The 21,198-nt window shown below is 71.0% G+C and carries 22 protein-coding genes and 1 rRNA gene; 11 read left to right on the top strand and 12 right to left on the bottom strand.

Annotated elements, in window-relative coordinates; translation table 11 throughout:
* The first annotated feature begins 184 nt into the window (after nucleotides 1-184).
* Nucleotides 185-301: ribosomal RNA gene (gene rrf, locus ACH34R_RS14890) — 5S ribosomal RNA — on the top strand.
* A 91-nt stretch (nucleotides 302-392) separates the two neighbouring features.
* Here rrf and ACH34R_RS14885 read toward each other — a convergent pair.
* The gene (locus ACH34R_RS14885) at nucleotides 393-1,931 is read right to left on the bottom strand and encodes an alpha/beta hydrolase (RefSeq protein ID WP_397561982.1); all 1,539 of its coding nucleotides are present in this window, start codon (nucleotides 1,929-1,931) and stop codon (nucleotides 393-395) included.
* 195 nt (nucleotides 1,932-2,126) lie between these two features.
* Between ACH34R_RS14885 and ACH34R_RS14880 the strand changes: the two genes are divergently transcribed.
* Both ACH34R_RS14880 and ACH34R_RS14875 read left to right on the top strand, forming a co-directional pair.
* The gene (locus ACH34R_RS14880; RefSeq protein ID WP_397561981.1) at nucleotides 2,127-3,053 is read left to right on the top strand and encodes an ABC transporter ATP-binding protein; all 927 of its coding nucleotides are present in this window, start codon (nucleotides 2,127-2,129) and stop codon (nucleotides 3,051-3,053) included.
* Nucleotides 3,050-3,823 (top strand): ABC transporter permease, encoded by a 774-nt coding sequence (locus tag ACH34R_RS14875; protein WP_397561980.1) that lies wholly within the window; start codon nucleotides 3,050-3,052, stop codon nucleotides 3,821-3,823. Before ACH34R_RS14880 ends, ACH34R_RS14875 begins: the two co-directional genes overlap by 4 nt.
* Nucleotides 3,824-3,838: 15 nt before the next feature.
* On the opposite strand, the gene ACH34R_RS14870 is transcribed toward ACH34R_RS14875, so the two are convergent.
* On the bottom strand, nucleotides 3,839-4,435 hold the full coding sequence (locus tag ACH34R_RS14870) for a DNA-binding response regulator (protein WP_397561979.1): 597 nt from the start codon (nucleotides 4,433-4,435) through the stop codon (nucleotides 3,839-3,841).
* Nucleotides 4,432-5,577: a sensor histidine kinase gene (locus ACH34R_RS14865; RefSeq protein ID WP_397561978.1), complete on the bottom strand. Its 1,146-nt coding sequence runs from the start codon at nucleotides 5,575-5,577 to the stop codon at nucleotides 4,432-4,434. The genes ACH34R_RS14870 and ACH34R_RS14865 overlap by 4 nt, the downstream gene beginning before the upstream one ends.
* 149 nt (nucleotides 5,578-5,726) lie before the next feature.
* On the opposite strand from ACH34R_RS14865, the gene ACH34R_RS14860 reads away from it, so the two are divergent.
* The gene (locus ACH34R_RS14860; protein ID WP_397561977.1) at nucleotides 5,727-7,484 is read left to right on the top strand and encodes a substrate-binding and VWA domain-containing protein; all 1,758 of its coding nucleotides are present in this window, start codon (nucleotides 5,727-5,729) and stop codon (nucleotides 7,482-7,484) included.
* A gap of 73 nt (nucleotides 7,485-7,557) precedes the next feature.
* Here the strand turns inward: ACH34R_RS14860 and ACH34R_RS14855 are convergent, their stop codons facing one another.
* From ACH34R_RS14855 to ACH34R_RS14835, 5 genes are read right to left on the bottom strand one after another with little or no spacing between them, the layout of a single operon-like run.
* Nucleotides 7,558-8,286, bottom strand: a complete 729-nt coding sequence (locus ACH34R_RS14855; protein WP_397561976.1) for a response regulator transcription factor — start codon at nucleotides 8,284-8,286, stop codon at nucleotides 7,558-7,560.
* Nucleotides 8,287-8,312: 26 nt separating this feature from the next.
* The gene (pstB, locus tag ACH34R_RS14850) at nucleotides 8,313-9,161 is read right to left on the bottom strand and encodes a phosphate ABC transporter ATP-binding protein PstB (RefSeq protein WP_397561975.1); all 849 of its coding nucleotides are present in this window, start codon (nucleotides 9,159-9,161) and stop codon (nucleotides 8,313-8,315) included.
* A 6-nt stretch (nucleotides 9,162-9,167) separates the two neighbouring features.
* On the bottom strand, nucleotides 9,168-10,073 hold the full coding sequence (pstA, locus tag ACH34R_RS14845) for a phosphate ABC transporter permease PstA (RefSeq protein ID WP_397561974.1): 906 nt from the start codon (nucleotides 10,071-10,073) through the stop codon (nucleotides 9,168-9,170).
* The gene (gene pstC, locus ACH34R_RS14840; RefSeq protein ID WP_397561973.1) at nucleotides 10,070-11,005 is read right to left on the bottom strand and encodes a phosphate ABC transporter permease subunit PstC; all 936 of its coding nucleotides are present in this window, start codon (nucleotides 11,003-11,005) and stop codon (nucleotides 10,070-10,072) included. The genes pstA and pstC overlap by 4 nt, the downstream gene beginning before the upstream one ends.
* Before the next feature lie 6 nt (nucleotides 11,006-11,011).
* A complete protein-coding gene (locus ACH34R_RS14835; protein WP_397561972.1) occupies nucleotides 11,012-12,013 on the bottom strand; it encodes a PstS family phosphate ABC transporter substrate-binding protein in 1,002 nt (333 codons plus the stop codon).
* Between the two features lie 245 nt (nucleotides 12,014-12,258).
* Between ACH34R_RS14835 and ACH34R_RS14830 the strand changes: the two genes are divergently transcribed.
* Both ACH34R_RS14830 and ACH34R_RS14825 read left to right on the top strand, forming a co-directional pair.
* The gene (locus ACH34R_RS14830) at nucleotides 12,259-12,732 is read left to right on the top strand and encodes a low molecular weight protein-tyrosine-phosphatase (protein ID WP_397561971.1); all 474 of its coding nucleotides are present in this window, start codon (nucleotides 12,259-12,261) and stop codon (nucleotides 12,730-12,732) included.
* Nucleotides 12,729-13,544, top strand: coding sequence for a fructosamine kinase family protein (locus tag ACH34R_RS14825; RefSeq protein ID WP_397561970.1), 816 nt, complete (start codon nucleotides 12,729-12,731; stop codon nucleotides 13,542-13,544). Before ACH34R_RS14830 ends, ACH34R_RS14825 begins: the two co-directional genes overlap by 4 nt.
* Before the next feature lie 31 nt (nucleotides 13,545-13,575).
* Here ACH34R_RS14825 and hisN read toward each other — a convergent pair whose 3' ends face one another.
* The 3 genes from hisN to aroA are packed head-to-tail and all read right to left on the bottom strand — an operon-like array spanning nucleotide 13,576 to nucleotide 16,736.
* A complete protein-coding gene (hisN, locus tag ACH34R_RS14820) occupies nucleotides 13,576-14,379 on the bottom strand; it encodes a histidinol-phosphatase (protein WP_397561969.1) in 804 nt (267 codons plus the stop codon).
* 57 nt (nucleotides 14,380-14,436) lie between these two features.
* On the bottom strand, nucleotides 14,437-15,453 hold the full coding sequence (rsgA, locus tag ACH34R_RS14815; protein WP_397561996.1) for a ribosome small subunit-dependent GTPase A: 1,017 nt from the start codon (nucleotides 15,451-15,453) through the stop codon (nucleotides 14,437-14,439).
* Nucleotides 15,450-16,736 (bottom strand): 3-phosphoshikimate 1-carboxyvinyltransferase, encoded by a 1,287-nt coding sequence (gene aroA, locus ACH34R_RS14810; protein ID WP_397561968.1) that lies wholly within the window; start codon nucleotides 16,734-16,736, stop codon nucleotides 15,450-15,452. Before aroA ends, rsgA begins: the two co-directional genes overlap by 4 nt.
* Nucleotides 16,737-16,854: 118 nt before the next feature.
* On the opposite strand from aroA, the gene ACH34R_RS14805 reads away from it, so the two are divergent.
* On the top strand, nucleotides 16,855-17,595 hold the full coding sequence (locus ACH34R_RS14805; RefSeq protein WP_397561967.1) for an SOS response-associated peptidase: 741 nt from the start codon (nucleotides 16,855-16,857) through the stop codon (nucleotides 17,593-17,595).
* Between the two features lie 215 nt (nucleotides 17,596-17,810).
* Nucleotides 17,811-18,143, top strand: coding sequence for a TraR/DksA family transcriptional regulator (locus ACH34R_RS14800; RefSeq protein WP_397561966.1), 333 nt, complete (start codon nucleotides 17,811-17,813; stop codon nucleotides 18,141-18,143).
* Here the strand turns inward: ACH34R_RS14800 and ACH34R_RS14795 are convergent.
* Nucleotides 18,140-18,886: a class I SAM-dependent methyltransferase gene (locus ACH34R_RS14795; RefSeq protein WP_111169441.1), complete on the bottom strand. Its 747-nt coding sequence runs from the start codon at nucleotides 18,884-18,886 to the stop codon at nucleotides 18,140-18,142. The two genes, ACH34R_RS14800 and ACH34R_RS14795, sit on opposite strands and share 4 nt — an antisense overlap.
* Nucleotides 18,887-19,179: 293 nt before the next feature.
* Between ACH34R_RS14795 and ACH34R_RS14790 the strand changes: the two genes are divergently transcribed.
* Genes ACH34R_RS14790 through ACH34R_RS14780 form a run of 3 tightly spaced genes read left to right on the top strand, consistent with a single transcriptional unit; the run spans nucleotide 19,180 to nucleotide 21,035 of the window.
* Nucleotides 19,180-19,785 (top strand): sigma-70 family RNA polymerase sigma factor, encoded by a 606-nt coding sequence (locus ACH34R_RS14790; protein ID WP_113985188.1) that lies wholly within the window; start codon nucleotides 19,180-19,182, stop codon nucleotides 19,783-19,785.
* Nucleotides 19,782-20,048 carry a mycothiol system anti-sigma-R factor gene (gene rsrA / locus ACH34R_RS14785; protein WP_111169439.1) on the top strand — a complete coding sequence of 89 codons (267 nt, stop codon included), beginning with the start codon at nucleotides 19,782-19,784 and terminating at the stop codon, nucleotides 20,046-20,048. The genes ACH34R_RS14790 and rsrA overlap by 4 nt, the downstream gene beginning before the upstream one ends.
* Before the next feature lie 45 nt (nucleotides 20,049-20,093).
* On the top strand, nucleotides 20,094-21,035 hold the full coding sequence (locus tag ACH34R_RS14780) for an NAD-dependent epimerase/dehydratase family protein (protein ID WP_397561965.1): 942 nt from the start codon (nucleotides 20,094-20,096) through the stop codon (nucleotides 21,033-21,035).
* Nucleotides 21,036-21,198: the final 163 nt, after the last annotated feature.

Raw genomic sequence — 21,198 nt, 5'->3', positions numbered from 1 at the left:
GTGGAAGCGTTGTGAGGCGTGGAGCTGACCGGTACTAATAGGCCGAGGACTTGACCACAACAAACACGCTTTCTTTTTGTGCTGTGTGTGGTGCTCGCGTTCACTGTGTGATTCTGAGACTGCAACCGGGTCATGGCTCGTCGTTTCGGCGGTGGGTTGTGTCGGGTTGGTGGTTTCGTAGGGTTGCGGTGGTTATGGCGGTGGGGAGACACCCGGTTACATTCCGAACCCGGAAGTTAAGCCTGCCTGCGCTGATGGTACTGCACTGGGGACGGTGTGGGAGAGTAGGTCGCTGCCGCACAATTTTTGAATAGGGTGAGAGGTCTTTGGTTGGGGTGTGTCCTTTTGGGGACGCGTTTCGACCAGGGACCTCTCACTTTTTTTGTGCCCGTTCACACCGCCGGACAGTGGCTGTTCTCCCGGGGCAGTTCCCCGTGGATGAGGTACCGGTCCACGGCGTCGTCCACGCAGTTCGAGCCGGCCAGCAGATAGACCCCGTGCCCATCGCCGTCGTACGTGAGTAGCCGTGCGTTGTCCAGGTGCCCCGTCAGTGCGACCGACCAGCTATAAGGCGTCGCCGGGTCGCGGAGGGTGCCGATGACGAGAATCGGGGCCGAGCCCTTGGCGTGCGGGATCGGGCGGAGTTCCTTCGGCGGCGGTACCGGCCAGGACCGGCACTGTACCCATGCCAGGCCCAGGTCCCTGCCGAAGGTGCGGAAGTCCCGGGTCTGCCGTGCTGCCGCCTCGGCGGCCTGGCGCGTGGTACGCGGCCAGTCCGCGCACCGGATGGCCAGCCCGGCCACCATCTGGTTGCTCCACGTCCCGTCAGGGCGGCGGCCCATCAGCCCTTCGCCCAGTTCGGCGAGCAGTTCGCCGTCCTTCTCACGGAACGCCGCGCCGAGCGCCTTGCGCAGCACCGGCCAGAGCTGCTTGGCGTACAGGCCGGCGGCGATGCCGGTCAGTACCAGCTCCCCATCGACCCGGCCGTTGAGCGGGGCGGCCTCGGCCGCCTCGACCAGAGCGGCGATCTCCTGGGCGGTCGGTTCCGGTGTCCGGGAGCGGAACGGACAGTCGTCCCTGCTGAGGCAGTCTTCGGTGAAAGCGCGTAGCGCGACCTCCAGGCTCTTCGCCTGGGCCGCCGCCAGTTCCATCGGCTCAGCCGCCGGGTCCACCGCGCTGTCCAGCACCGCGACGCGGACCTTCGCCGGGAACAGGTCGGCGTAGGCCGCGCCCAGTTCGGTGCCATAGGACCAGCCGAGGTAGTTCAGCCGCCGGTCCCCGAGCACGGCACGCAGTACGTCCATGTCCCGCGCCACGTTGTCCGTCCCGACGTGCGGCAGCAGCCACCCGGACGTTCGCCCGCATTCGCCGGCCAGCGTGCGCCACATCGCCACCGTCTTCTTCTCGTCGTCTCCGACGGAGATGGGCGACTGCCGTCTGGCGAAGTCCGCCGGGTCCAGGCAGCGTACCGGGGTCGATTCGCCCACACCGCGCGGGTCGAAGCCCACCACGTCGAACCTCTTGCGCACCTGCCGGTCGAAGATCGGCCCGGTGCTCCGGGCGCTGTCCACTCCGGAACCGCCGGGGCCGCCCGGATTGAGGATCAGGGAGCCGATCCGCTCCCCGCCGGGCAGTTCGGGCAGCCGGTTGACCGCGAGCGTGATCTGCCGCCCGTCCGGATCGTCATAGTCCAGCGGCACCCGTACCTTCGCGCACTGGAAGCCCTGCCCGCAGTCCTTCCAGGCGGGGCGTTGCGCGTAGTACGGCGCGAGCCCGGCCGACGGCGCGCTGCCGGCGTCCGGCGCGGGGACGGCGGGCGCGGGCCGGGCCGGGGCGCAGCCGGTGAGCACCATGATGATCGCCGCCACCAGCAGCGCCACATGCATCACCAGGAACGCCGATCGGGTCTTTCCGGGCCGTTGGAAAAGCATGGGAAAAGGGTCTCCTGAACAATGCGGAACCGACAGTCGCGCACATCATCGGCGGAACATGAGAAATGTCGATCGTTTCATGTGATGCCTGTCATCAACGGTCGGTGATTCGGGCTACTATCCGGCCTTCCGCCGTTTCAGACACCCTTGTGGCAGCGAAGGCGAGCTTTCCCAGGGGCATTCTGGAGGACACGGATGATCGAGGTTGCCGGCCTCACCAAGCATTTCGGGAAGACCCGTGCGGTACACGGGCTGACATTTCAGGTGCGCCCCGGCGTCGTCACCGGATTTCTCGGGCCGAACGGCGCGGGAAAGACCACCACAATGCGTTTGATCTTGGGTTTGGACCGCCCGACGAGCGGTACCGCGACCGTCAACGGCATGCCGTACGGGCGCCTTACCGCCCCGTTGACGCAGGTCGGGGCCATGCTGGAGGCGCGCGGCGTACACGGTGGCCGCACCCCGAAAGCGCACCTGCTGGCGCTCGCGCAGAGCAATGGCATTCCGCGCCGGCGGGTCGGTGAGGTTCTGGAACTGACCGGGCTGTCCTCGGTGGCCGGAAAGCGGATCAAGGGCTTCTCGCTTGGCATGAGCCAGCGGCTGGGCATCGCGGCGGCGCTGCTCGGCGACCCGAAGGTGCTGATGTTCGACGAGCCCATCAACGGCCTGGACCCGGAGGGGATCAGGTGGATGCGCACCCTGCTGCGTGGGTTCGCCGCGCAGGGGCGCACGGTACTGGTGTCCAGCCACATCATGAGCGAGATGGAGGGCCTGGCGGACCATCTGATCGTGATCGGGCGCGGCGAGCTGGTCGCCGACACCACCACCAAAGACCTGATCGAGCACAACGCCCGTGCCTACGTCCGGGTCCGCACCCCGGAAGCTGCCCGGCTCTCCGCCGTGCTCACCGCCGAGGGGGCGCAGGTCGCCGTGGCCGAGGGGGAGGTGCGGGTGACCGCGCTGGCCATCGAGCGGATCGCCGAGCTGGCCGCCCGCGAGGGCGTACCGGTACACGAGCTGGCCCCGCAGCGGGCCTCGCTGGAGACCGCCTTCATGGACCTGACGGCGGTGGACGTGGAGTTCAGCAGCACGAACGTCAACGACAGGGAGGGCACCCGATGACCGCGATCGGCGTTTTCGCCTCGGAGGTCACCAAGGCGCGGTCGGTCCGCTCCACGTACTGGACGCTGATCGTCGGAGTGGTCGGCGCGGTCGGCCTCGGCGTGCTGGTGTCCGCGGCGATGGTGGCCGCCTGGGACCAGCTCCCCCGGATGCAACGGGCGCTGATCGACCCGGTGACGTTGTCGCTCGGCGGGCTGGACATCGCGATCGTCGCGCTGGTGGTGTTCGGCGCGCTGGTGATCACCTCGGAGTACGGCAGCAGGCAGATCGCCGGCACGCTGACCGCGGTGCCCCGGCGGGGCCTGCTGCTCGGCGGCAAGGCCATGGTCGTGGGCCTGTTCGGGCTGGTGGCCGGGGTGGTCGCGGCCTTCGCGTCGTTCTTCGCGGGGCAGGCGCTGCTCGCGACCGCGGATCTCCAGGCGAGCCTGGGCGATCCGGGGGTGTTCTGGTCGGTGGCCCGGGGCGCGCTGCTGTTGCCGTTGGTCGCGCTGGTCGCGCTGGCGGTGGGCACGCTGGTGCGCAGCTCCGCGGGCACGATCGCGATCATGATCGGGGGGATCTATCTGCCCGGGTTCGTGGCGATGCTGCTGCCGAAGTGGCCGCGGGAGAACATCTACCCGTTCTTCCCCGGCGCGGCGGTCACCAACATGATCCACCCGGGTGCGGAGTCGTGGGCGCGGTCGGCGGCCGGAGCCTCGGTGATCCTGGCCGGCTGGACGGTCGTACTGCTGGCCGCCGCCGTGGTGGCGCTCCGCCGCCGCGACGCCTGACCGCCCGCGGGAGGGCTACAGCCAGCCCATCCGCTGGGCGGTGCGGATGGCCTCCAGCCGGTTCCCGGCGTTGAGCTTGGTCATCGCGCTGGACAGGTAGTTGCGCACGGTGCCCTCGGTGAGGTGCAGCTCGGCCGCGATCTGGCCGACGCCGGCGCCCCGGTCGGCCAGCCGCAGCGCGTCCCGCTCGCGGGCGGTGAGCGGGCTGTCCCCGGCGGCCATCGCGGCGGCGGCCAGCTCGGCGTCCAGGTACCGGCCGCCGGCGTGCACCTTGCGGATGGCGGTGGCCAGCTCCTCGGCCGAGGCGTCCTTGCCCAGGAAGCCGCTGACGCCCACGGCCATCGCCCGGCGCAGGTAGCCGGGGCGGCCGAGGCTGGTCAGGATCACGATCGCGCACTGCCCGCGGATGCGTTCGGCCGCGGTGAGGCCGTCCATGCCCGGCATCTCGATGTCCAGTACGACGACGTCGGGCCGGTGTAGCTCGACGGCGGGCACCACCTCGTCGCCACGGCCGACCTGGGCCACGACCTCAAGGCCCTCCTCCAGGCCGAGCAGGGCGGCCAGCGCGCCACGGACCAGGTGCTCGTCGTCGGCGAGCAGGACGCGGATCATGCCGGCATCGCCGCCCGCAGCAGGTATTCGCCGGTGCCGGTGGCGCCGGCGGACAGCGAGCCACCCTCGGTGGAGATCCGTTCGGACAGCCCGTGCAGGCCGCTGCCCGTCGAGCCGGGCGAGTCGGTCACGCCGTTGTTGCGGATTTCCAGCACCCCCTCGCGAATCGTGATCGAGCAGCGTGTCGCCGTACTGTGCTTGAGAATGTTAGTGACCCCCTCGCGTACCGCCCAGGCCAGCAGGGCGCGGCGCTCGGCGGTCAGGTCGGCGGTCCGCGCGTCCACGGCGCAGCGGATGCCCGCCGCCTCGAGCACGGCGCGCACGCTGGCCAGCTCGGCGTCCAGGTCGATGTCCCGGTAGCCGCGTACGGCGGCGCGCACCTCCTTCAGCGAGTCCCTGGCCAGCCTGCGCACCTCGTGCATCTCCTCGGCGGCCTTGGCCGGGTCTTTCAGGGCCAGTTTGGCCGACAGCTCGCTCTTCAGGCTGATCACCGACAGGCTGTGCCCGAGCAGGTCGTGAAGGTCGCGGGAGAAGCGCAGCCGTTCCTCCGAGACCGCGAGCTGGGCCCTGGCCTCCTGGCCCGCCTGGAGCTCCTGTGTCGCCCCCCACAGCCAGCGCAGCATCAGCATCAGGCCGGACAGCACGCCCTCCCAGGCGAACATGATCAGTAGGTTGACGGCCCAGAAGGTCAGCCCGTTCGTGTCGTCGCCGCTGTAGACGATCGTCACGTACCAGAGGGGGACGACGGCGATGAAGATCCCCGCGGCGATGGCCGTCCTCAGCCGCATGTGCAGGATGGTCCCCATGAGCCAGAGGATGGCGGCGAGTTCGCCCCCGTACGGGTTCATGCCCACGGCGGCCACGGCAAGCAGCCCGGTGACGATGATGTCGGTGGTCGGCCGGGGCGCCCCTTCGTGGAAGACCGTCCGGTTCATCCGCCAGAAGCCGACGTAGACCGCGATCAGGCAGATCCCCGCGGCCACCGAACGCCACCGCAGCGAGGCGTCGAGCTCGTCGCCCGACATGATCAGCAGCGTGGCGAGCTTCTGCAGGCCGACCAGCATGCCGAAGAACGCGCCGATGGTGTCGGCGGTGTAGGTGAAGATCCGGCGGGCCGTGTCCAGCCGTGGGATTCGCGTCATGCCGCTGGGCTCGTCCTTCTGGTGCGCGTGGGGTGACCATTCGATTCTGCTATGCCACCAGGTACGCGGACCAGCCTCGGGCGGCGTGGTGGAGCGCTAAGATCCGGTCTGCAACGGGGTTCGATCCGCGGCGACACAAGGTACGGGAATTGGTCAAGCGACATCGTTCTACTCGGACTCCGGCACGCCGCCGTCACCCGGACCCGCGCACCCAGTGGCCCGACCAGGTGCGGGTGTGGCCGCCGGACGACCGTGAGGTCCGTCCGCCGCGGCCCCCTCAAGATCTGCCGATCCTCTCGCCCGAGGAGTTCCAGGCGCCGCGGCGCGGCCGGGGGCGGGCCGCGGTGGCCGCGTCCGTCGTGGTCATGGCGCTGACGCTGGCGACCGGCGGGGTGTGGGCGGTGATGGGCCCGGCCGACTGCGCCGTCGCCGACCGGGTGCGGGTCACCGCCGCCCCGGAGATCGCCCCGGTGCTGCGCGCGCTCGCCGAGCGCGACGCCGACCGGACCGGCTGCGCGCAGGTGTCGGTGCGGGCGGGCCGGTCGTTCGACGTCGCCGCCGCGCTGGCCGCGGGCGAGCCGGGGCCCGACGTGTGGGTGCCCGAGTCGTCGGGCTGGGCCGGTCTGGCCGCCGCCGGCGGCGCGCCCACGCGGATCGGCGAGGCACGCGGTCCGTCGGTCGCGCGTACGCCGGTGATCCTCGCCGTACGGCAGGCGCGGGCCGGCCGGCTCGCCGCCGCCGCGGGCCGTCCGACCTGGGACATGATGTCGGCGGGCGGCCGGGCCGGGCGGCTGTCCTTCCGGGTTCCCGACCCCCGGCGGTGGGCCGCGGGCCAGGCCGTACTCGGGCTCGGTGACCTCGGCAAGGACCTCTCCGCGCTGCGCGCCGCGATCGTGCCCGACCCGGCCGCCGCGCTCGACGTGCTCGGCGGCGACGCCGACGTCGCGGCGGTCACCACCGAGCAGCGGCTCTTCACGCACAACGCGGCCGATCCGGAGGTCCCGGCGGCCGGGATCTATCCGGAGGAGGGCGCGGTCAGCCTGGACCACCCGTTCCTGGTGCTCACCGAGGACCGCACCAGGCGGGCCACCGCGCTGGTCTTCCAGGACACGGCGACGTCGGCGGAGGGCAGGCGGGCCGTACGGCAGGCCGGGTTCCGCGACGGCGACGGGCGGGCCGGGACGGGCGTTGACGAGGAGCGCGGCCTGCGCGCGCAGGAGCCGCCCAGGCTCGCGCCGCTGCCGGTGGCCAGGGCCGTTCGCGCGCTCGACGCGATCGGCGAGGTGACCGCCCCGGTGCGCGCGCTGATGCTGGTGGACACGTCCTGGTCGATGCGCAGGCGGGTGCCCGGTACGTCGGGCTCGCGCGCCGCGCTGGCCGGGCGGCTGGTCAGGGAGGGGATCGGCGCGCTGCCGGAGGGCAGTTCCGCGGGCATCTGGCGGTTCGCCGACGGGCTGGACGGCGCGCGTCCCTACCGGGAGGTCCTGGAGATCGGCCCGGTCACGGGCAGGTCCGCGAAGATCCGCGCGGCGTCCGGCGATCTGGCCATCGACGTCGGCGGGCGGGCCCGGCTGCGCGAGTCGGTGCTGGCCGCCTATCGCGCGGCGGCCTCGCACGCGTCGGCGGCAGAGCCCGGCCTGGTGGTGCTGATCACCGACGGCGGTGCCGACAGCGGCTCGCTCGGCCTGGACGGGCTGGTCGCCGCGCTGGAGGAGGAGTTCGATCCCAAGCGGCCGGTGGCCGTCGCCGCGGTCGGCTTCGGCCCGGCCGCCGACCGGGCCGAACTCACCCGGATCGCCGCCGCCACCGGCGGCAGGGCGTACCTCGCCGGGACCGTGCCACAGGCACGCCAGGCCGTCCGTGACGCCGTCACCCGTCGTCCGTGCGCGGTGGAGTGCCGCGACTGAGGCAGCGCGAGATCGGGTGGCCGCGTCGGCGCCTTGCGGGCCCGGCCGGCGGCCACCTCCGGCGGCGCGGTCACTACTCGGGGGGCTGGGGTGTGACCAGGCGGTAGCCGACTCCGCGGACGGTCTGGATCAGGCGGTCCTCGTGGTCGCCCAGGCGGGCGCGGAGGCGCTTGACGTGGACCGCGATCGTGTTGGTGGACGTGCTGTCCGCGGAGTTCCAGACGTGCCGCATGATCTGCTCACGGGTCACCGTGCGATCGGCGTTGCGCATCAGGTAGTGCAGCAGCTCGAACTCGCGCAGCGGCAGGTGCACCACCTTGCCCGAGACGCGTACCTGATAGGCGTGTACGTCGAGCGCCACGCTGCCCACCGTCAGCAGCCGGCGACCCCCCGAGTCGCCACCGCTGAACGCGGCCTGCACCATCGGCAGCAGTTCGGGCACCCGGTACGGCCGGGCCACGCACGCCGTGGCCCCCGCCGCCAGTGCTTGCACGGCCTGCTCGGCGTGTCCCTCGCCCACACCGAGCAGCACCGGGACGGTACGCGAGCGGCGCACCGCCCGGACGAAGTCCACCGCCCCGATGACCGTCAACGTCGCGCTGACCAGGACCACGTCGGGCCGGAGCGCACCCGCCTGGATCAGCGCCTGCGCGCCGTCCGGAGCCCCGGCCACCTCGACGCCTTCGCGTTCCAGTGCCGACGCAAGTTCCCGGATCAGCGCCGAGTCCGGATCGGCCACCAGCAGCATGGGCGCCGTCCGGGTGTCCCCGTCCACCTCGGGTGCCGTCTGCGGCTGGATCACCCGGGTCCTCCAATTGGTCGGCCGAGCTAGCCGAAGCGTCCGGTGATGTAGTCCTCGGTGCGCTTGTCGCTCGGGTTGGTGAAGATGCGACTGGTTTCGTCGTACTCGACGAGGCGTCCGTGCCGTACTCCTGAGTCGTCCACCTCGGCGGTGAAGAATGCGGTGCGGTCAGAGACCCGGGCGGCCTGCTGCATGTTGTGCGTGACGATCACGATCGTGTAGTCGCGCGACAGCTCCTGCATCAGGTCTTCGATCTTGGTGGTCGCGATGGGGTCGAGCGCGGAGCACGGCTCGTCCATCAGGATCACCTCGGGCCTGACCGCGATGGCGCGGGCGATGCACAGGCGTTGCTGCTGGCCGCCGGACAGGGACAGCGCGTTCTGCTTGAGCTTGTCCTTGACCTCGTCCCACAGCGCCGCCTTGGTCAGCGCCTCCTCCACGATGCCGTCCATCCCCTTTTTCTTGCCGTTGACCCGGGGGCCGTAGGCGATGTTGTCGTAAATCGACTTGGGGAACGGATTGGGCTTCTGGAACACCATGCCGATGCGGCGGCGGACCTCGATGGGGTCGACGTGGTCGCCGTACAGGTCCTCGCCGTGGTAGGTGATCTTGCCGGCCGCGCGAGCCCCGGGGATGAGGTCGTTCATCCGGTTGAAGCAGCGCAGCACGGTGCTCTTGCCGCAGCCGGACGGGCCGATCATGGCGGTGATCTCGCGGTTGCCGATGACCATGTCGACGCCGCGCACCGCCTCGTAGTCGCCGTAGAAGACGCTGAGGCCGGAAACGTTGAAGACGGGGTCGAGGGCTTGGATGTTGCGGGGGACCTCGGGGCCTCGGACCGTCACGTTCGGGATGGAGGTTCCTATCTCAGACATTCCTTCTCACCAGCGCTTCTGGTAGCGGTTGCGGAGCAGAATGGCCACCGAGTTCATCACCAGCAACAGAGCGAGCAGGACCACGATGGCGGACGAGGCCAGCACCCCGAACTCCGGCCGGGACTGGCCGATCCAGTTGTAGATCTGTAGCGGCAGGGCGGTGAAGCCGTCGGTGAGCGACTCGGGGTTGAACGCCACGAACGTCGCCGCGCCCAGCATGACCAGCGGAGCGGCCTCGCCGATGGCCCGGGACAGGGCCAGGATCGAGCCGGTCGCGATGCCGGGGATGGAGGAGGGCAGCACCTGCCGGTAGATCGTCTGCCACTGGGTCGCGCCCAGCGCGAGCGATCCCTCCCTGATCGACGGCGGTACCGCGCGGATCGCCTCCCGGGCGGAGATGATCACCACCGGCAGCACCAGCAGGGCCAGCGTGAGCGCCCCGGTGATCAGCCCGAAGCCGAGGCCGATGACCCGGGCGATGATGCCGAGCCCGAGGATGCCGTAGACGATCGAGGGGATGCCGGCGAGGTTCTGGATGTTGAGTTCCAGCAGCCGGTTGTACCACTTGTCGCGGTCGGCGTACTCCTCCAGGTAGATCGCCGCCAGCACGCCCGTGGGGATGACGAACAGGGCGGTGAGCCCCATCAGGTAGATGGTGCCGACGATCGCCGACTGGGCTCCGGCGTTCTCCGGACGCCGGATGGAGGGCATGTTCTCCCACAGCCGGGGGTCCAGCCTGGCCCAGCCCTTGCTGACCACGTACGCGAGCAGGACCGCCAGGAACGCGATCGCGATGACCAGGCTGAGCTGCAGCGCGATCAGGAACGCCGTTTCGCGTACCGGACGGCGCCGCCCGGCGAGCTGCCGCGGGCCGGGGCTCGCGGCCTTGCCGATGGAGGTGAGGACGGTCATTCGTAGGCCTCCCGGTAACGGCGCACGACCTTGGCGCTGACGTAGTTCATCAGGAACGTCATGACGAACAGCAGCGCGCCCACCGCGAAGATGGTCTTGTACTCGATGGACCCGACCGGTACGTCACCCGAGCCCGCGCGGGCGATGAACGAGGCCATGGTGTCCATCTCCTTGGCCGGGTTGAGGGTGAAGATCGACCGGCCGCCGGTGGCGATCACCACGATCATCGTTTCGCCGATTGCCCGGGAGAACGCCAGGATGATCGCCGCGATGATCCCGGACAGCGCGGCGGGCAGCACGACCCGCAGCGACACGATCATCCGTGAGGACGCCAGCGCGTAGGCCCCCTCGCGCAGCGAGTTGGGCACCGCCGACATCGCGTCCTCGGCCAGCGAGGCGACCGTCGGGATGATCATCACGCCGACCACCAGGCCGCCGCTCAGCGCGTTGCGGTAGTCGAGGGTGAACGGCAGGAAGTCGCGCAGCAGCGGCGTGACGAAGGTGAGCGCGAAGAAGCCGAAGACCACCGTGGGGATGCCCGCCAGCACCTCCAGGACGGGCTTGACGATCTTGCGGACGCGCGGCTTCGCGTACTCCGACAGGTAGATCGCGGCGGCCAGGCCGAGCGGGATGGCGACGATCATCGCGATGATCGTGACCAGCAGGGTCGCCACCACGATGGGCAGCACCCCGAAGCTGGGCGGGTTGAACAGCGGGCCCCACTCGATCGAGGTGAAGAACTCCACCACGCTGACCGTGCCGAAGAACTCGATGGTCGGCTCCAGCAGCGCCGCCACGATCCCGATCGTGGTCGCCACGGAGACGGCGGCGGCGAGTACCAGGATCACCTTGATGATCAGCTCGCCGTAGCGCGGGCGCGACCGCCCCAGGGAGGGTCCTCCCGGGACGGTCGCCTTGCTGGTTGAGGCCATGATGGGTCAGCTACCGGACAGCGACTGGACGGCCGTCTTGAGCTTGCCCTCCTGCTCGGCGTTGAGCGGGATGTACTTCGCGTCCGTCGCGATCTTGCCGATGTTGGCGGAGTAGAAGTCGATGAACGCCTTCACCTCGGGGCGCTTGGCCGACTCGTTCTTGACGTAGACGAACAGCGGGCGGGCCAGCGGGGTGTAGCTGCCGTCCTGGGACGTCTCCACGCTGGGGGTCACGCAACCCTTGCCCGAGTCGACCTGGACCGCGTTGAGCTTGTCGGCGTTCTCCTCGAAGTAGGTGAACCCGAAGTAGCCGAGCCCGCCCTTGGCGCCGGACACCGCCTGGACGACGTCGTTGTCGTTCTCCGACGCGCTGTAGTCCTTGCGGCTCGCACCCTCCTCACCGTTGATCTCGTCGGTGAAGTAGTCGAAGGTGCCGGAGTCGGTGCCCGGACCGGCCAGCGCCAGCGGCTCCGCCGGGAACTTGGCGTCGACGTCCTTCCAGGTCTTCACCTTGCCCTGGGCGGCCGGCTCCCAGATCTTCTTGAGCTGGTCGGTGGTCAGGCACTTGGCCCAGTCGTTCTCCTTGTTCACCACGACGGTCAGCGCGTCGGTGGCGACGGTCAGCTCGGTGAACGCGACGCCCTTGGAGTCGCAGATCGCCTTCTCCTCGTCCTTGATCGGGCGCGAGGCGTTGGAGATGTCGGTCTCACCGTTGCAGAACTTCTCGAAGCCGCCGCCGGTGCCGGAGGTGCCCACGGACACCCGTACCTTGGGCTGCTCCTCGGCGAAGAACTCGGATGCGGCGGTGGTCAGCGGCCCGACGGTGCTCGAGCCGTCGGACTTGATGTCGCCGCTGAGCTGCTGCCCGGCCTGCTGCTCGCCGCCCCCCGTGCTGCCGGGGCTGGCGGACGCCTCGTTATTCCCACCGCCGCCGCTGCAGGCCGCGACGAGAGCGATGAAGGCCGCCGATGCTGCCACCGCGCTCAGGCGGCGCTGTCCACTTGTCACGGTCAGTCGTCCTTTGGTCGTTAACTCTTCTCGATGCACCTCCGATCCAACTGGCGCAAAGTGAACGACAGTGAAACGAGCCGTGACCGACGTTGGAAGAGGTGTGCGGCGGCGTGTGAATATGCCGTCAAAGGGCTTGAACCTGGTAAAGCGCAGGAGTCAGTTTGGGAAGCACAGGCGGGGCCGGGTCAACGTACGGCGGGCGGAAGACCGGGCCGTCACCTGCGGCTGGCATGCTGGAGGCCATGAGCTACCACGTCTGTCTGGTCTGCATGGGCAATATCTGCCGGTCCCCGATGGCGGAGATCGTGCTCCGCCGTACCCTGGCGGAACACGGGCTTGACCGGCTGGTCACCGTGGACAGTGCCGGGACCGACGGCTGGCACGAGGGCGGCCCCATCGACGAGCGGGCCGGGCGGACCCTCGCCGCGCACGGTTATGACGGCTCCGCGCATCGGGCCAGGCGGTTCCAGGCGGCCTGGTTCGGCCACGCGGACCTGGTACTGGCCATGGACGCGACCAACCTCCGGGCCCTGCGCGCCCTGGCCCCGGCCGGCGCCGAGGTACGCCTGTTCCGCTCGTTCGACCCCACCGCGCCGGAGAACGCCGAGGTCCCCGACCCCTACTACGGCGGCGACGAGGGGTTCGTCCAGGTGCTGGACATGGTCCGCGCCGCGTCCGAAGGGCTGGCCAAGCACCTCGCGGCGACCCTCCGGTGAAGATCGTGCGGGAGCTGGGCTCCTCACACGCCTGGAAGCTGAGCCGAGGCGAGCTTCCCGACGGCCGCGCCGTCTTCGTGAAGTCGGCCCTCGCGTCAGGTGGCGTTCCCCATCTGTTCACCTCCGAGGCGGCCGGGCTCGCCTGGCTGGCCGAGCCCGGCGCGATCGCCGTGCCCGAGGTGATCGAGGCCGGTGACGAACGGCTGGTGCTGGCGTGGGTCGAGCCGGGCGACGCCACGGCGGAGGCCGCCGCGCGGCTCGGCCGGGAACTCGCCCGTACGCACGCGGCCGGGGCCGCCGGGTTCGGCGCGTCCTGGCCCGGTTTCATCGCCGAGCTGCCGATGGACAACGAGCCGGTGGCCGATTGGCCGGAGTTCTACGCCACCCGGCGGCTGCTGCCGTTCGTGCGCCGGGCGCGCGACGCGGGGCAGCTCTCCGCGGGCGATGCCGGGCTGATCGAGCAGGTGGCCGAGCGGCTGCCGCGGCTCGCGGGCCCGGCCGAGCCCCCCGCCCGCATCCACGGCGACCTGTGGGGCGGAAACGTGCTGTGGACGGGCGAGCGGGCCATGTTGATCGACCCGGCGGCGCACGGCGGGCACCGCGAGACCGACCTCGCCATGCTCGCGCTGTTCGGCGCGCCGCACCTGGCCACGATCCTGGCCGCCTACGACGAGGAGGCCCCGCTGGCCGACGGCTGGCGCGACCGGGTGCCACTGCACCAGCTCCACCCGCTGCTGGTACACGTCTGCCTGTTCGGCGAGGCGTACCGTGGCAGCCTGCTCGACGCCGCCGCCCGCACCCTCGCGCTGTGACGGCTGGGTCGTGCTGGGCGGGTCGTGCCGGCTAAACGGGCAGGGTGAGCGGCCCGCCGCCGAGCCGCTTCAGCACGTCTCCGTGCAGCGGGCCGTTCGAGCACACCAGGCTGCCGCCGTCCAGGCCCGGCACACCGGACAGATCCGTCCAGATGCCGCCGGCCTCCTCCACGATCACCGTCAGTGCCGCCATGTCCCATGGCGACAGCTCGGGCTCGGCCGACACGTCCACCGCGCCCTCGGCCACCAGCACATGCGACCAGAAATCGCCGTAGGCGCGGGTGCGCCAGCAGGAACGGGTCAGTTCGATGAACGCCGACAGGCGCCCGGCCTTCTCCCATTCCTCAAGATCGGAATAGGACAGCGAGGCGTCGGCCAGCCGGGCCACCGACGACACCCGGCAGCGGCTGGCCTTGGTCAGCCCGCGGCCGGTCCACGCGCCGCCGCCCCTGGCCGCCCACCAGCGGCGGCCCAGCGCCGGGGCCGACACCAGGCCGACGACCACCTGATCCCGGTCCAGCAGCGCGATCAGCGTCGCCCACACCGGAACCCCGCGCACGTAGTTCTTCGTGCCGTCGATGGGATCGACGATCCACGACCGCGCGCCGTACCCGGTGGTGCCGAACTCCTCGCCGACCACCGCGTCACGCGGGCGGGCCCGGCGCAGCGTGCCGCGGATCGCCTCCTCCACCGCGCGGTCGGCGTCGCTCACCGGCGTCAGGTCGGGTTTGGTCTCGACCCTCAGATCGACCGCCTTGAAGCGGCGCATGGTGAGATCGTCGGCCGCGTCCGCCATGACGTGGGCGAGCCGTAGATCGTCGCTGTAGTCCGTCACGATGGGACACGGTATCGCGTCAACGCCCGATCGCCGCTTTCTAGGGACATAGCGTGGTCAATCGGCGTGGCTCTCCTCGGGGTCGGGCTCGCCCTCGCGGCTGGCGAGCAGCCGGCGCAGCGAGGCCAGCCGCGCCGGATCGGCGTGGCCCTGGCGCACCCAGTCGTCCAGCGCGCAGCCGTCACCGAAGTGGGTGCAGCCCTTGGGGCAGTGGACGGTGCCCTCGACCAGGTCGGGGAAGGCGTGCAGCACGTTGTCGGGCGAGACGTGGGCCAGCCCGAAGCTGCGCACCCCGGGCGTGTCGATGATCCAGCCGCCGCCGGGCAGCTCCAGCGCCACCGCCGAGGTGGAGGTGTGCCGGCCCCGCCCGGTCACCGGGTTGACCTGCGAGACGGCCCGCTCCGCGTCCGGCACCAGGGCGTTGACCAGCGTCGACTTGCCGACCCCCGAATGCCCGACGAGCACGCTGAGCCGGTCGGCCAGCCGCTCGCGCAGTTCCTCCAGCTTCCCGCCCTTGTGGACCACGATGTACGGCACGCCCAGCGGGTCGTACAGCGCGACCAGCTCGTCGGGCGGGGCGAGGTCGGACTTGGTCAGGCAGAGCAGCGGGTCGATCTCGGCGTCGTAGGCCGCCACCAGAATGCGGTCGATCATCCGCGGCCGGGGCGGCGGGTCGGCCAGCGCGGTCACGATCACCAGTTGGTCGGCGTTGGCGACGACCGGCCGCTCGATGCCATCGGTGGCCTCGGTGTCGTCGGCGGAACGGCGGAGCATCGACCGGCGCGGCTCGACCCGGACGATCCTGGCCAGCGTGTCGGGCCGCCCGCTGGCATCGCCCACCAGGCGCACCCGGTCGCCCACCACGATGCCCTTGCGGCCCAGCTCGCGGGCCTTCATCGCGGTGACGGTCGTGCGCTCGCCCGCCTCCACCAGGCAGGTGAACCGGCCGCGATCGACGGCCACCACGAAGCCGGGCACCGCGTCCTCGTGCGCAGGGCGGATCCGCGTCCGTGGCCGGGAGCCCTTGCCCGGTCGTACGCGGACGTCGTCTTCGTCGTATTCCCGTTTCCTCAGCGGCCACCCTCCAGCATCTCGGCCCACATCCCGGGGAATCGGGGAAGGGTTTTGGCGGTGGTCGCGATGTTCTCCACCCGCACGCCGGGGACGGTCAGGCCGATCACCGCTCCCGCCGTGGCCATCCGGTGGTCGTCGTAGGAGTGGAAGAGCCCGCCGTGCAGCGGCCCGGGTCGTACGGTGATGCCGTCGGGGGTCTCCTCCGCGTCGCCGCCCAGCCGGTTGATCTCGGCGACCAGGGCGGCCAGCCGGTCGGTCTCGTGGCCGCGCAGGTGGGCGATGCCGCGCAGGGTGCTCGGGCCGTCGGCCAGCGCGGCCAGCGCGGCGATGGCCGGGGTCAGCTCGCCCACGTCGCGCAGGTCGGCGTCGATGCCGCGCACCCGGCCGGTGCCGGTGACGGCGAGCCCGCCCGGCGTGCGCCGGACCTCCCCGCCCATCCGCGACAGCAGGTCGCGCAGCACGTCACCCGGCTGGGTGGTGTGCTCCGGCCAGCCCGGGATCGTCACCGTGCCGCCCGTCACCAGGGCCGCCGCCAGGAACGGCGCGGCGTTGGAGAGGTCGGGCTCGACGGTCAGCTCGCGGGCCGCGATCGGGCCGGGCTCCACCCGCCACACGTCGCGCTCGGTGTCATCGACGCGCACGCCCACCGCGCGCAGCATCTCGACCGTCATCCGGATGTGCGGCGCGGACGGCACCGGCGGCCCGTCGTGGCGCACCGTGAGGCCCTTGTCGAAGCGCGGCGCGCACAGCAGCAGCCCCGAGACGAGCTGGGAGGAGGCCGACGCGTCGAGCGTCACCTCCCCGCCGCGCACCGGGCCGCGGATCGTGAACGGCAGCGCGTCGCCGTCCACCTGCGCGCCGAGCGCCCGCAGCGCCCCGAGGATCGGCCCCATCGGCCGCTTGCGGGCGTGCGGATCGCCGTCGAAGAACACCTCGCCGCCGGCCAGCGCGGCCATCGGCGGCACGAACCGCATCACCGTGCCGGCCAGCCCCACGTCGATCCGCGCCCCGCCGCGCACCGGCCCCGGCGTGATGGCCCAGTCGACGCCGTCGGGGGAGGTCTCGCCGGTCGGCTCCATCGTCGCGCCGAGCGCGCGCAGCGCCGCCGCCATCAGATCGGCGTCGCGGCTGCGCAGCGCGCCCCGCACGGTGCCCGGGCCGTCGGCCAGCGCGGCCAGCAGCAGCGCGCGGTTGGTCACCGACTTGGAACCGGGCAGCGGAACCGTCGCCACCACGGGCTCGCGCACGGTGGGCGCGGGCCACGGATCGGGATGCGCAGGCATGGGCCAACTCTACCGGGCGGGCCGCCGCCGGGCCCGCAGTCAAAGATCGCTGTGTCCTGCCGGATCGGCGATTCCGGGAATCGCACATGCGAGCGAGTCCAAGTGGCACTCTGGTCTTATGTGCGGGAGATACGCATCGGCGCGGAAGAAGCACGAGCTGCTGGAAGAGTTCCGGGTGGAACTGGACGGTGAGCCCGAGAAGGAACTACGGCCCGACTACAACGTCGCGCCCACCAAAGAGGTCTACGCGGTGCTGAGCCGGGTGCCGAAGGGCGAGGAGCGGGCCGTGCGGCAGTTGCGCGTGGTCAAGTGGGGGCTGGTGCCGTCCTGGGCGAAGGACCCCTCGATCGGGTCGCGCATGATCAACGCCAGGGTCGAGACGGTTGCCGAGAAGCCGTCCTACCGCAAGGCGTTCGCGCAGCGGCGCTGCCTGCTGCCCGCCGACGGCTATTTCGAGTGGTACAAGTTCGACGAGAAGCACAAGCAGCCCTATTTCATACACCCGGCCGACGGCGGGGTGATGGCGATGGCCGGGCTGTACGAGTTCTGGCGCGACCGCGGCAAGCCCGACGACGACCCGACGGCCTGGCTGGTGACCTGCACGGTGATCACCACCACGGCGAAGGACGAGCTGGGCCGGATCCACGATCGGATGCCGATGCTGATCGAGCGCGAGCGGTGGTCGGAGTGGCTCGATCCCAAGCTGACCGCCACCGATGACGCCCGGGCGCTGCTGGTCCCCGCCTCGCCCGACCGGCTGGAGGCGTACCCGGTCTCCACGGCGGTCAACAGCGTGCGCAACAACGGGCCGGAGCTGGTCGAGCGCATCGAGCCCGACGACGACAAGGCGATCGTCTGAGCGGCGGACACGATCCGTTACTTCGGCGCAAGAGCGAAAAGGCCGGTTCACAGCGGTGTAAACGGCCGGTGAAGTGGGCATTCGATCAGGTAAGGGGAGGCTCGGCCATACACCTTCCGTAGCGCGCCCCCCGGACAGAGCGACCCCCAGCGCCGGGCGGGAAACTCGGGGGAGTTCCGCCGCGATGCGCCCATCCGTCCCGGAGGTGGCCACTCGTGGACGACGCGACCGCGCGCACACGCCTACAGAACATGCTCGGCGACCTTGAGCGGTCCATCGCGGTGTTACGGGGCGACCCGGTCGCCGTACGCGAGCGTTCGGCGGCCGACGCGGGGGCCGACCTCACCGACGCCGACCGCACCCGCGCCATGCTGGACGTGGCGACCCGCCAGCGCAACGCCGTGCTCAGCGCGCTCAAGCGGCTCGACGAGGGCAGCTACGGCCGCTGCCTGGACTGCGGCCGGACGGTGCCCGAGGGCCGCCTGGAGGCGCGGCCCGAGGCGTCGCGCTGCGTGCAGTGCCAGGCCAAGCGCGAGCGCCGCCGCTAACCGCTCTTGCGGGCGCTCGCCACCAGGTGGATGCCGACCGTGTCGTCGTCTTCGGGGTTGGCCTCCAGTTCGCTGCGCACCAGATAGGCCAGCGCCCGCGAGTCGGAGGCCAGCACGTGATCGACGGTCGAGGGCGACAGCACCGTACGCGGACGCACCCACTCCACCTCCAGGCCCGCCCCGGTCAGCAGCTCGCGGAGCTGGGCGCTGGAAAAGCACCGGGTGATGCTGCCGTCGGGCCAGGGCACCAGCATGACCTCGCCCTTCTGGCGCAGGTGGGCCCAGTAGTTCTGTTCGGCGAGGATCGCCATGCCGAGCACCAGCGAGTCGACGCACACCAGCGCCCGCCCGCCGGGCCGCAGCACCCTGGCCACGTCGCCCATCGCCGACTCGGCCATCAGCTCCACCGACATGGCCCGCTCCTCGGCGACCACCGCGTCGATGCTCTCGTCGGGCAGGAACCCGAGATCGTCGGCCCGTATCTGACGCACCCGGTCGGCGTCGCGCAGCTTGCCCTGCGCGGCCACGCCGTCGATGCGGAAGTCGATGACCTCGATCACGCGGTGACCCGACCGCGCGGCCTGGGCGGCCCACTGCCCGCCGCCTCCGGACATGTCCAGCAGCACCGATGGTCGCTCGGGCAGCCACCGGCCGAGCTGCTCGGCGGCGACCGCGCGGTAAAACGTCCAGTACGGCCCCAGGGTCCCTGAGCCGTTCAGTTCTTCGGCCGGAATGGGCAGCACACGCGGCTCCTGGGCGTTCGGGGTTTCCGGGGATTGGGGCTACCAGCCGGTACGTATTCTTTTTCCCCGTACCGGGACTCTCGTCACCTTCTATCTTGCGGGAACAGACGATCGCACGCCGGTGTTGCTCGCTGGTGACGCACGATCTTCTCCCGAGAGGTTGTCCGCGCATGCAAGCGCTGCTCGAACCAGACACCCGCTCCCGCCCCGGTCAGCGGCCGGACCCTGAGAAGCGGGTATCCTCCGCTGAGTACGGTATCCCGCTTCGGCCGGGCACCGGTGATCTTAAGGGGGTGGGTCCGGTCCCTGCGACAGACGCGGAGACTCTGGAACAGCGGAGCGAGCGGTTCGAGCGCGACGTCATGCCGTACCTCGACCAGCTCTACTCCGCCGCGCTCCGGATGACCCGGAACCCGGCGGACGCGGAGGACCTCCTCCAGGAGACGTTCGCCAAGGCCTTCGCGTCCTTCCACCAGTTCCAGGAGGGGACCAACCTCAAGGCCTGGCTGTACCGGATCCTGACCAACACCTTCATCAACAGCTACCGCAAGAAGCAGCGGGAGCCGAAGCAGGCGGGCACGGAGGAGATCGAGGACTGGCAGTTGCACCGGGCCGAGTCGCACACCTCCGCGGGCCTGAAGTCCGCGGAGATCGAGGCCCTGGACCACCTGCCGGACACCGACGTCAAGCAGGCGCTGGCCGCGCTGCCCGAAGAGTTCCGCATCGCCGTCTATCTGGCCGACGTGGAGGGGTTCCCCTACAAGGAGATCGCCGACATCATGGGCACCCCGATCGGGACTGTGATGTCGCGCCTCCATCGCGGCCGACGCCAGCTCCGTGGGCTTCTTGAGGACTACGCGCGCGAGCGCGGTCTGGTCCCGGCGGAGGGATCCAAATGAGCTGCGGCGACCCGCACGACACCGACTGTCGTGACGTACTGGAGAAGGTCTACAGCTACCTCGACGGTGAGCTGGACGACTCGAACTGCACGGACATCCGCGACCATCTCGACGAGTGCGGGCCCTGCCTGGCCGAGTACGGCTTGGAGGAGGCGGTCAAGCGCCTGATCGCCCGCCACTGCGGCTGCGACCCGGTGCCGGCCGACCTGCGGGCCAAGGTCCTCACCCGGATTCAGCAGGTCCGCGCCGACCTCGCGGAGTGACCTTCTACGATCGTCGCCAGGCGGCAACGTGGAAGGGGCACTCGGATGCGGATACTCGTCACCGGGGGAGCAGGGTTCATCGGCTCCCATCTGGTCGACCGGCTTCTCGGTGAGGGGCACGAGGTCGCGGCGGTGGACGACCTGTCGGGCGGCGACCCGGCCAACCTCGCCGCGGCGGGCCGCGACCCGAGGTTCGCCCTGCACGAGTGCGACATCCGCGACCCGGGGCTCACCGCGCTGACCGCGCGGCTGCGGCCGGAGGTCGTGTGCCATCTGGCCGCCCAGATCAGCGTGCGCAAGAGCGTGGCCGACCCGATCCACGACGCGCGGCTCAACGTCGAGGGCACGGTCGCGGTCCTGGAAGCGGCGCGGGGCTGTGGCGCGCGCAAAGTGGTGTTCGCGTCGTCCGTGGCGGTGTACGGCAGGCCCGCCCTGCTCCCGGTGCCCGGTGACGCCCCGGCCGACCCGCGCTCGCCGTACGCGGCCTCCAAGCTCGGCGCGGAGACCTACCTGGCGACCTACCGCGCGCTGCACGGCATCGACCACACGACCCTCGTGCTGTCCAACGTCTACGGCCCGCGCCAGTCGCCCGACGGCGAGGCCGGCGTCGTCGCCATCTTCACCGACGCCCTGCTGAGCGGGTCGCCGACCGTCCTGTACGGCGACGGCTCGCAGACCCGCGACTACGTCTACGTGGAGGACATCGTGGACGGCTTCGCCCGGGCCTGCGGCGAGGCGGGCGGCGGGCGGCGGTTCAACCTGGGCACCGGTGTCCAGACCACCGACCGCCGGCTGCACACCCTGGTGGCCGAGGCGGCCGGCGCCCCGGACACCCCCGCACTGGCCCCGGCCCGCCCCGGCGACCTCCCCGCCATGGCCGTCGATCCCGCCCCCGCCGCCCAGGCCCTCGGCTGGTCCCCGCGCACCGACCTGCCCACCGGCCTCAAGGCCACCGCCGAATGGGCCAGGGCCCGCGCCGTTTCCTGACTTCCCGCCGAAGTTGGCGGACAGGGCTGGTGCGCCGTTCCGCGGTGTTGTGACATGGGATCGGGCAAGTGGCCCGCGGTCTCCAAAAAGGTGGCGGGTGGTGACGGCTTGATTACGCTTTGCTTGCGATTCCCCAGGATTCCACCCCTGGGGGCCCTGTCGT

This window comes from Spongiactinospora sp. 9N601 (assembly GCF_044326295.1).
Classification (GTDB): Bacteria; Actinomycetota; Actinomycetes; order Streptosporangiales; family Streptosporangiaceae; genus Spongiactinospora; species Spongiactinospora gelatinilytica.
Note: the sequence above shows the minus strand (reverse complement) of the source record. Positions and strands in the feature narration are given on the sequence as shown.

Coding starts and splice junctions, on each gene's coding strand:
- pstC (WP_397561973.1), bottom strand. CDS start 11,005: ATGGCCTCAACCAGCAAGGCGACCGTCCCGGGAGGACCCTCCCTGGGG.
- ACH34R_RS14885 (WP_397561982.1), bottom strand. CDS start 1,931: ATGCTTTTCCAACGGCCCGGAAAGACCCGATCGGCGTTCCTGGTGATG.
- ACH34R_RS14880 (WP_397561981.1), top strand. CDS start 2,127: ATGATCGAGGTTGCCGGCCTCACCAAGCATTTCGGGAAGACCCGTGCG.
- ACH34R_RS14780 (WP_397561965.1), top strand. CDS start 20,094: ATGCGGATACTCGTCACCGGGGGAGCAGGGTTCATCGGCTCCCATCTG.
- rsrA (WP_111169439.1), top strand. CDS start 19,782: ATGAGCTGCGGCGACCCGCACGACACCGACTGTCGTGACGTACTGGAG.
- ACH34R_RS14805 (WP_397561967.1), top strand. CDS start 16,855: ATGTGCGGGAGATACGCATCGGCGCGGAAGAAGCACGAGCTGCTGGAA.
- ACH34R_RS14830 (WP_397561971.1), top strand. CDS start 12,259: ATGAGCTACCACGTCTGTCTGGTCTGCATGGGCAATATCTGCCGGTCC.
- pstB (WP_397561975.1), bottom strand. CDS start 9,161: ATGTCTGAGATAGGAACCTCCATCCCGAACGTGACGGTCCGAGGCCCC.
- pstA (WP_397561974.1), bottom strand. CDS start 10,073: ATGACCGTCCTCACCTCCATCGGCAAGGCCGCGAGCCCCGGCCCGCGG.
- ACH34R_RS14865 (WP_397561978.1), bottom strand. CDS start 5,577: ATGACGCGAATCCCACGGCTGGACACGGCCCGCCGGATCTTCACCTAC.
- ACH34R_RS14875 (WP_397561980.1), top strand. CDS start 3,050: ATGACCGCGATCGGCGTTTTCGCCTCGGAGGTCACCAAGGCGCGGTCG.
- ACH34R_RS14870 (WP_397561979.1), bottom strand. CDS start 4,435: ATGATCCGCGTCCTGCTCGCCGACGACGAGCACCTGGTCCGTGGCGCG.
- aroA (WP_397561968.1), bottom strand. CDS start 16,736: ATGCCTGCGCATCCCGATCCGTGGCCCGCGCCCACCGTGCGCGAGCCC.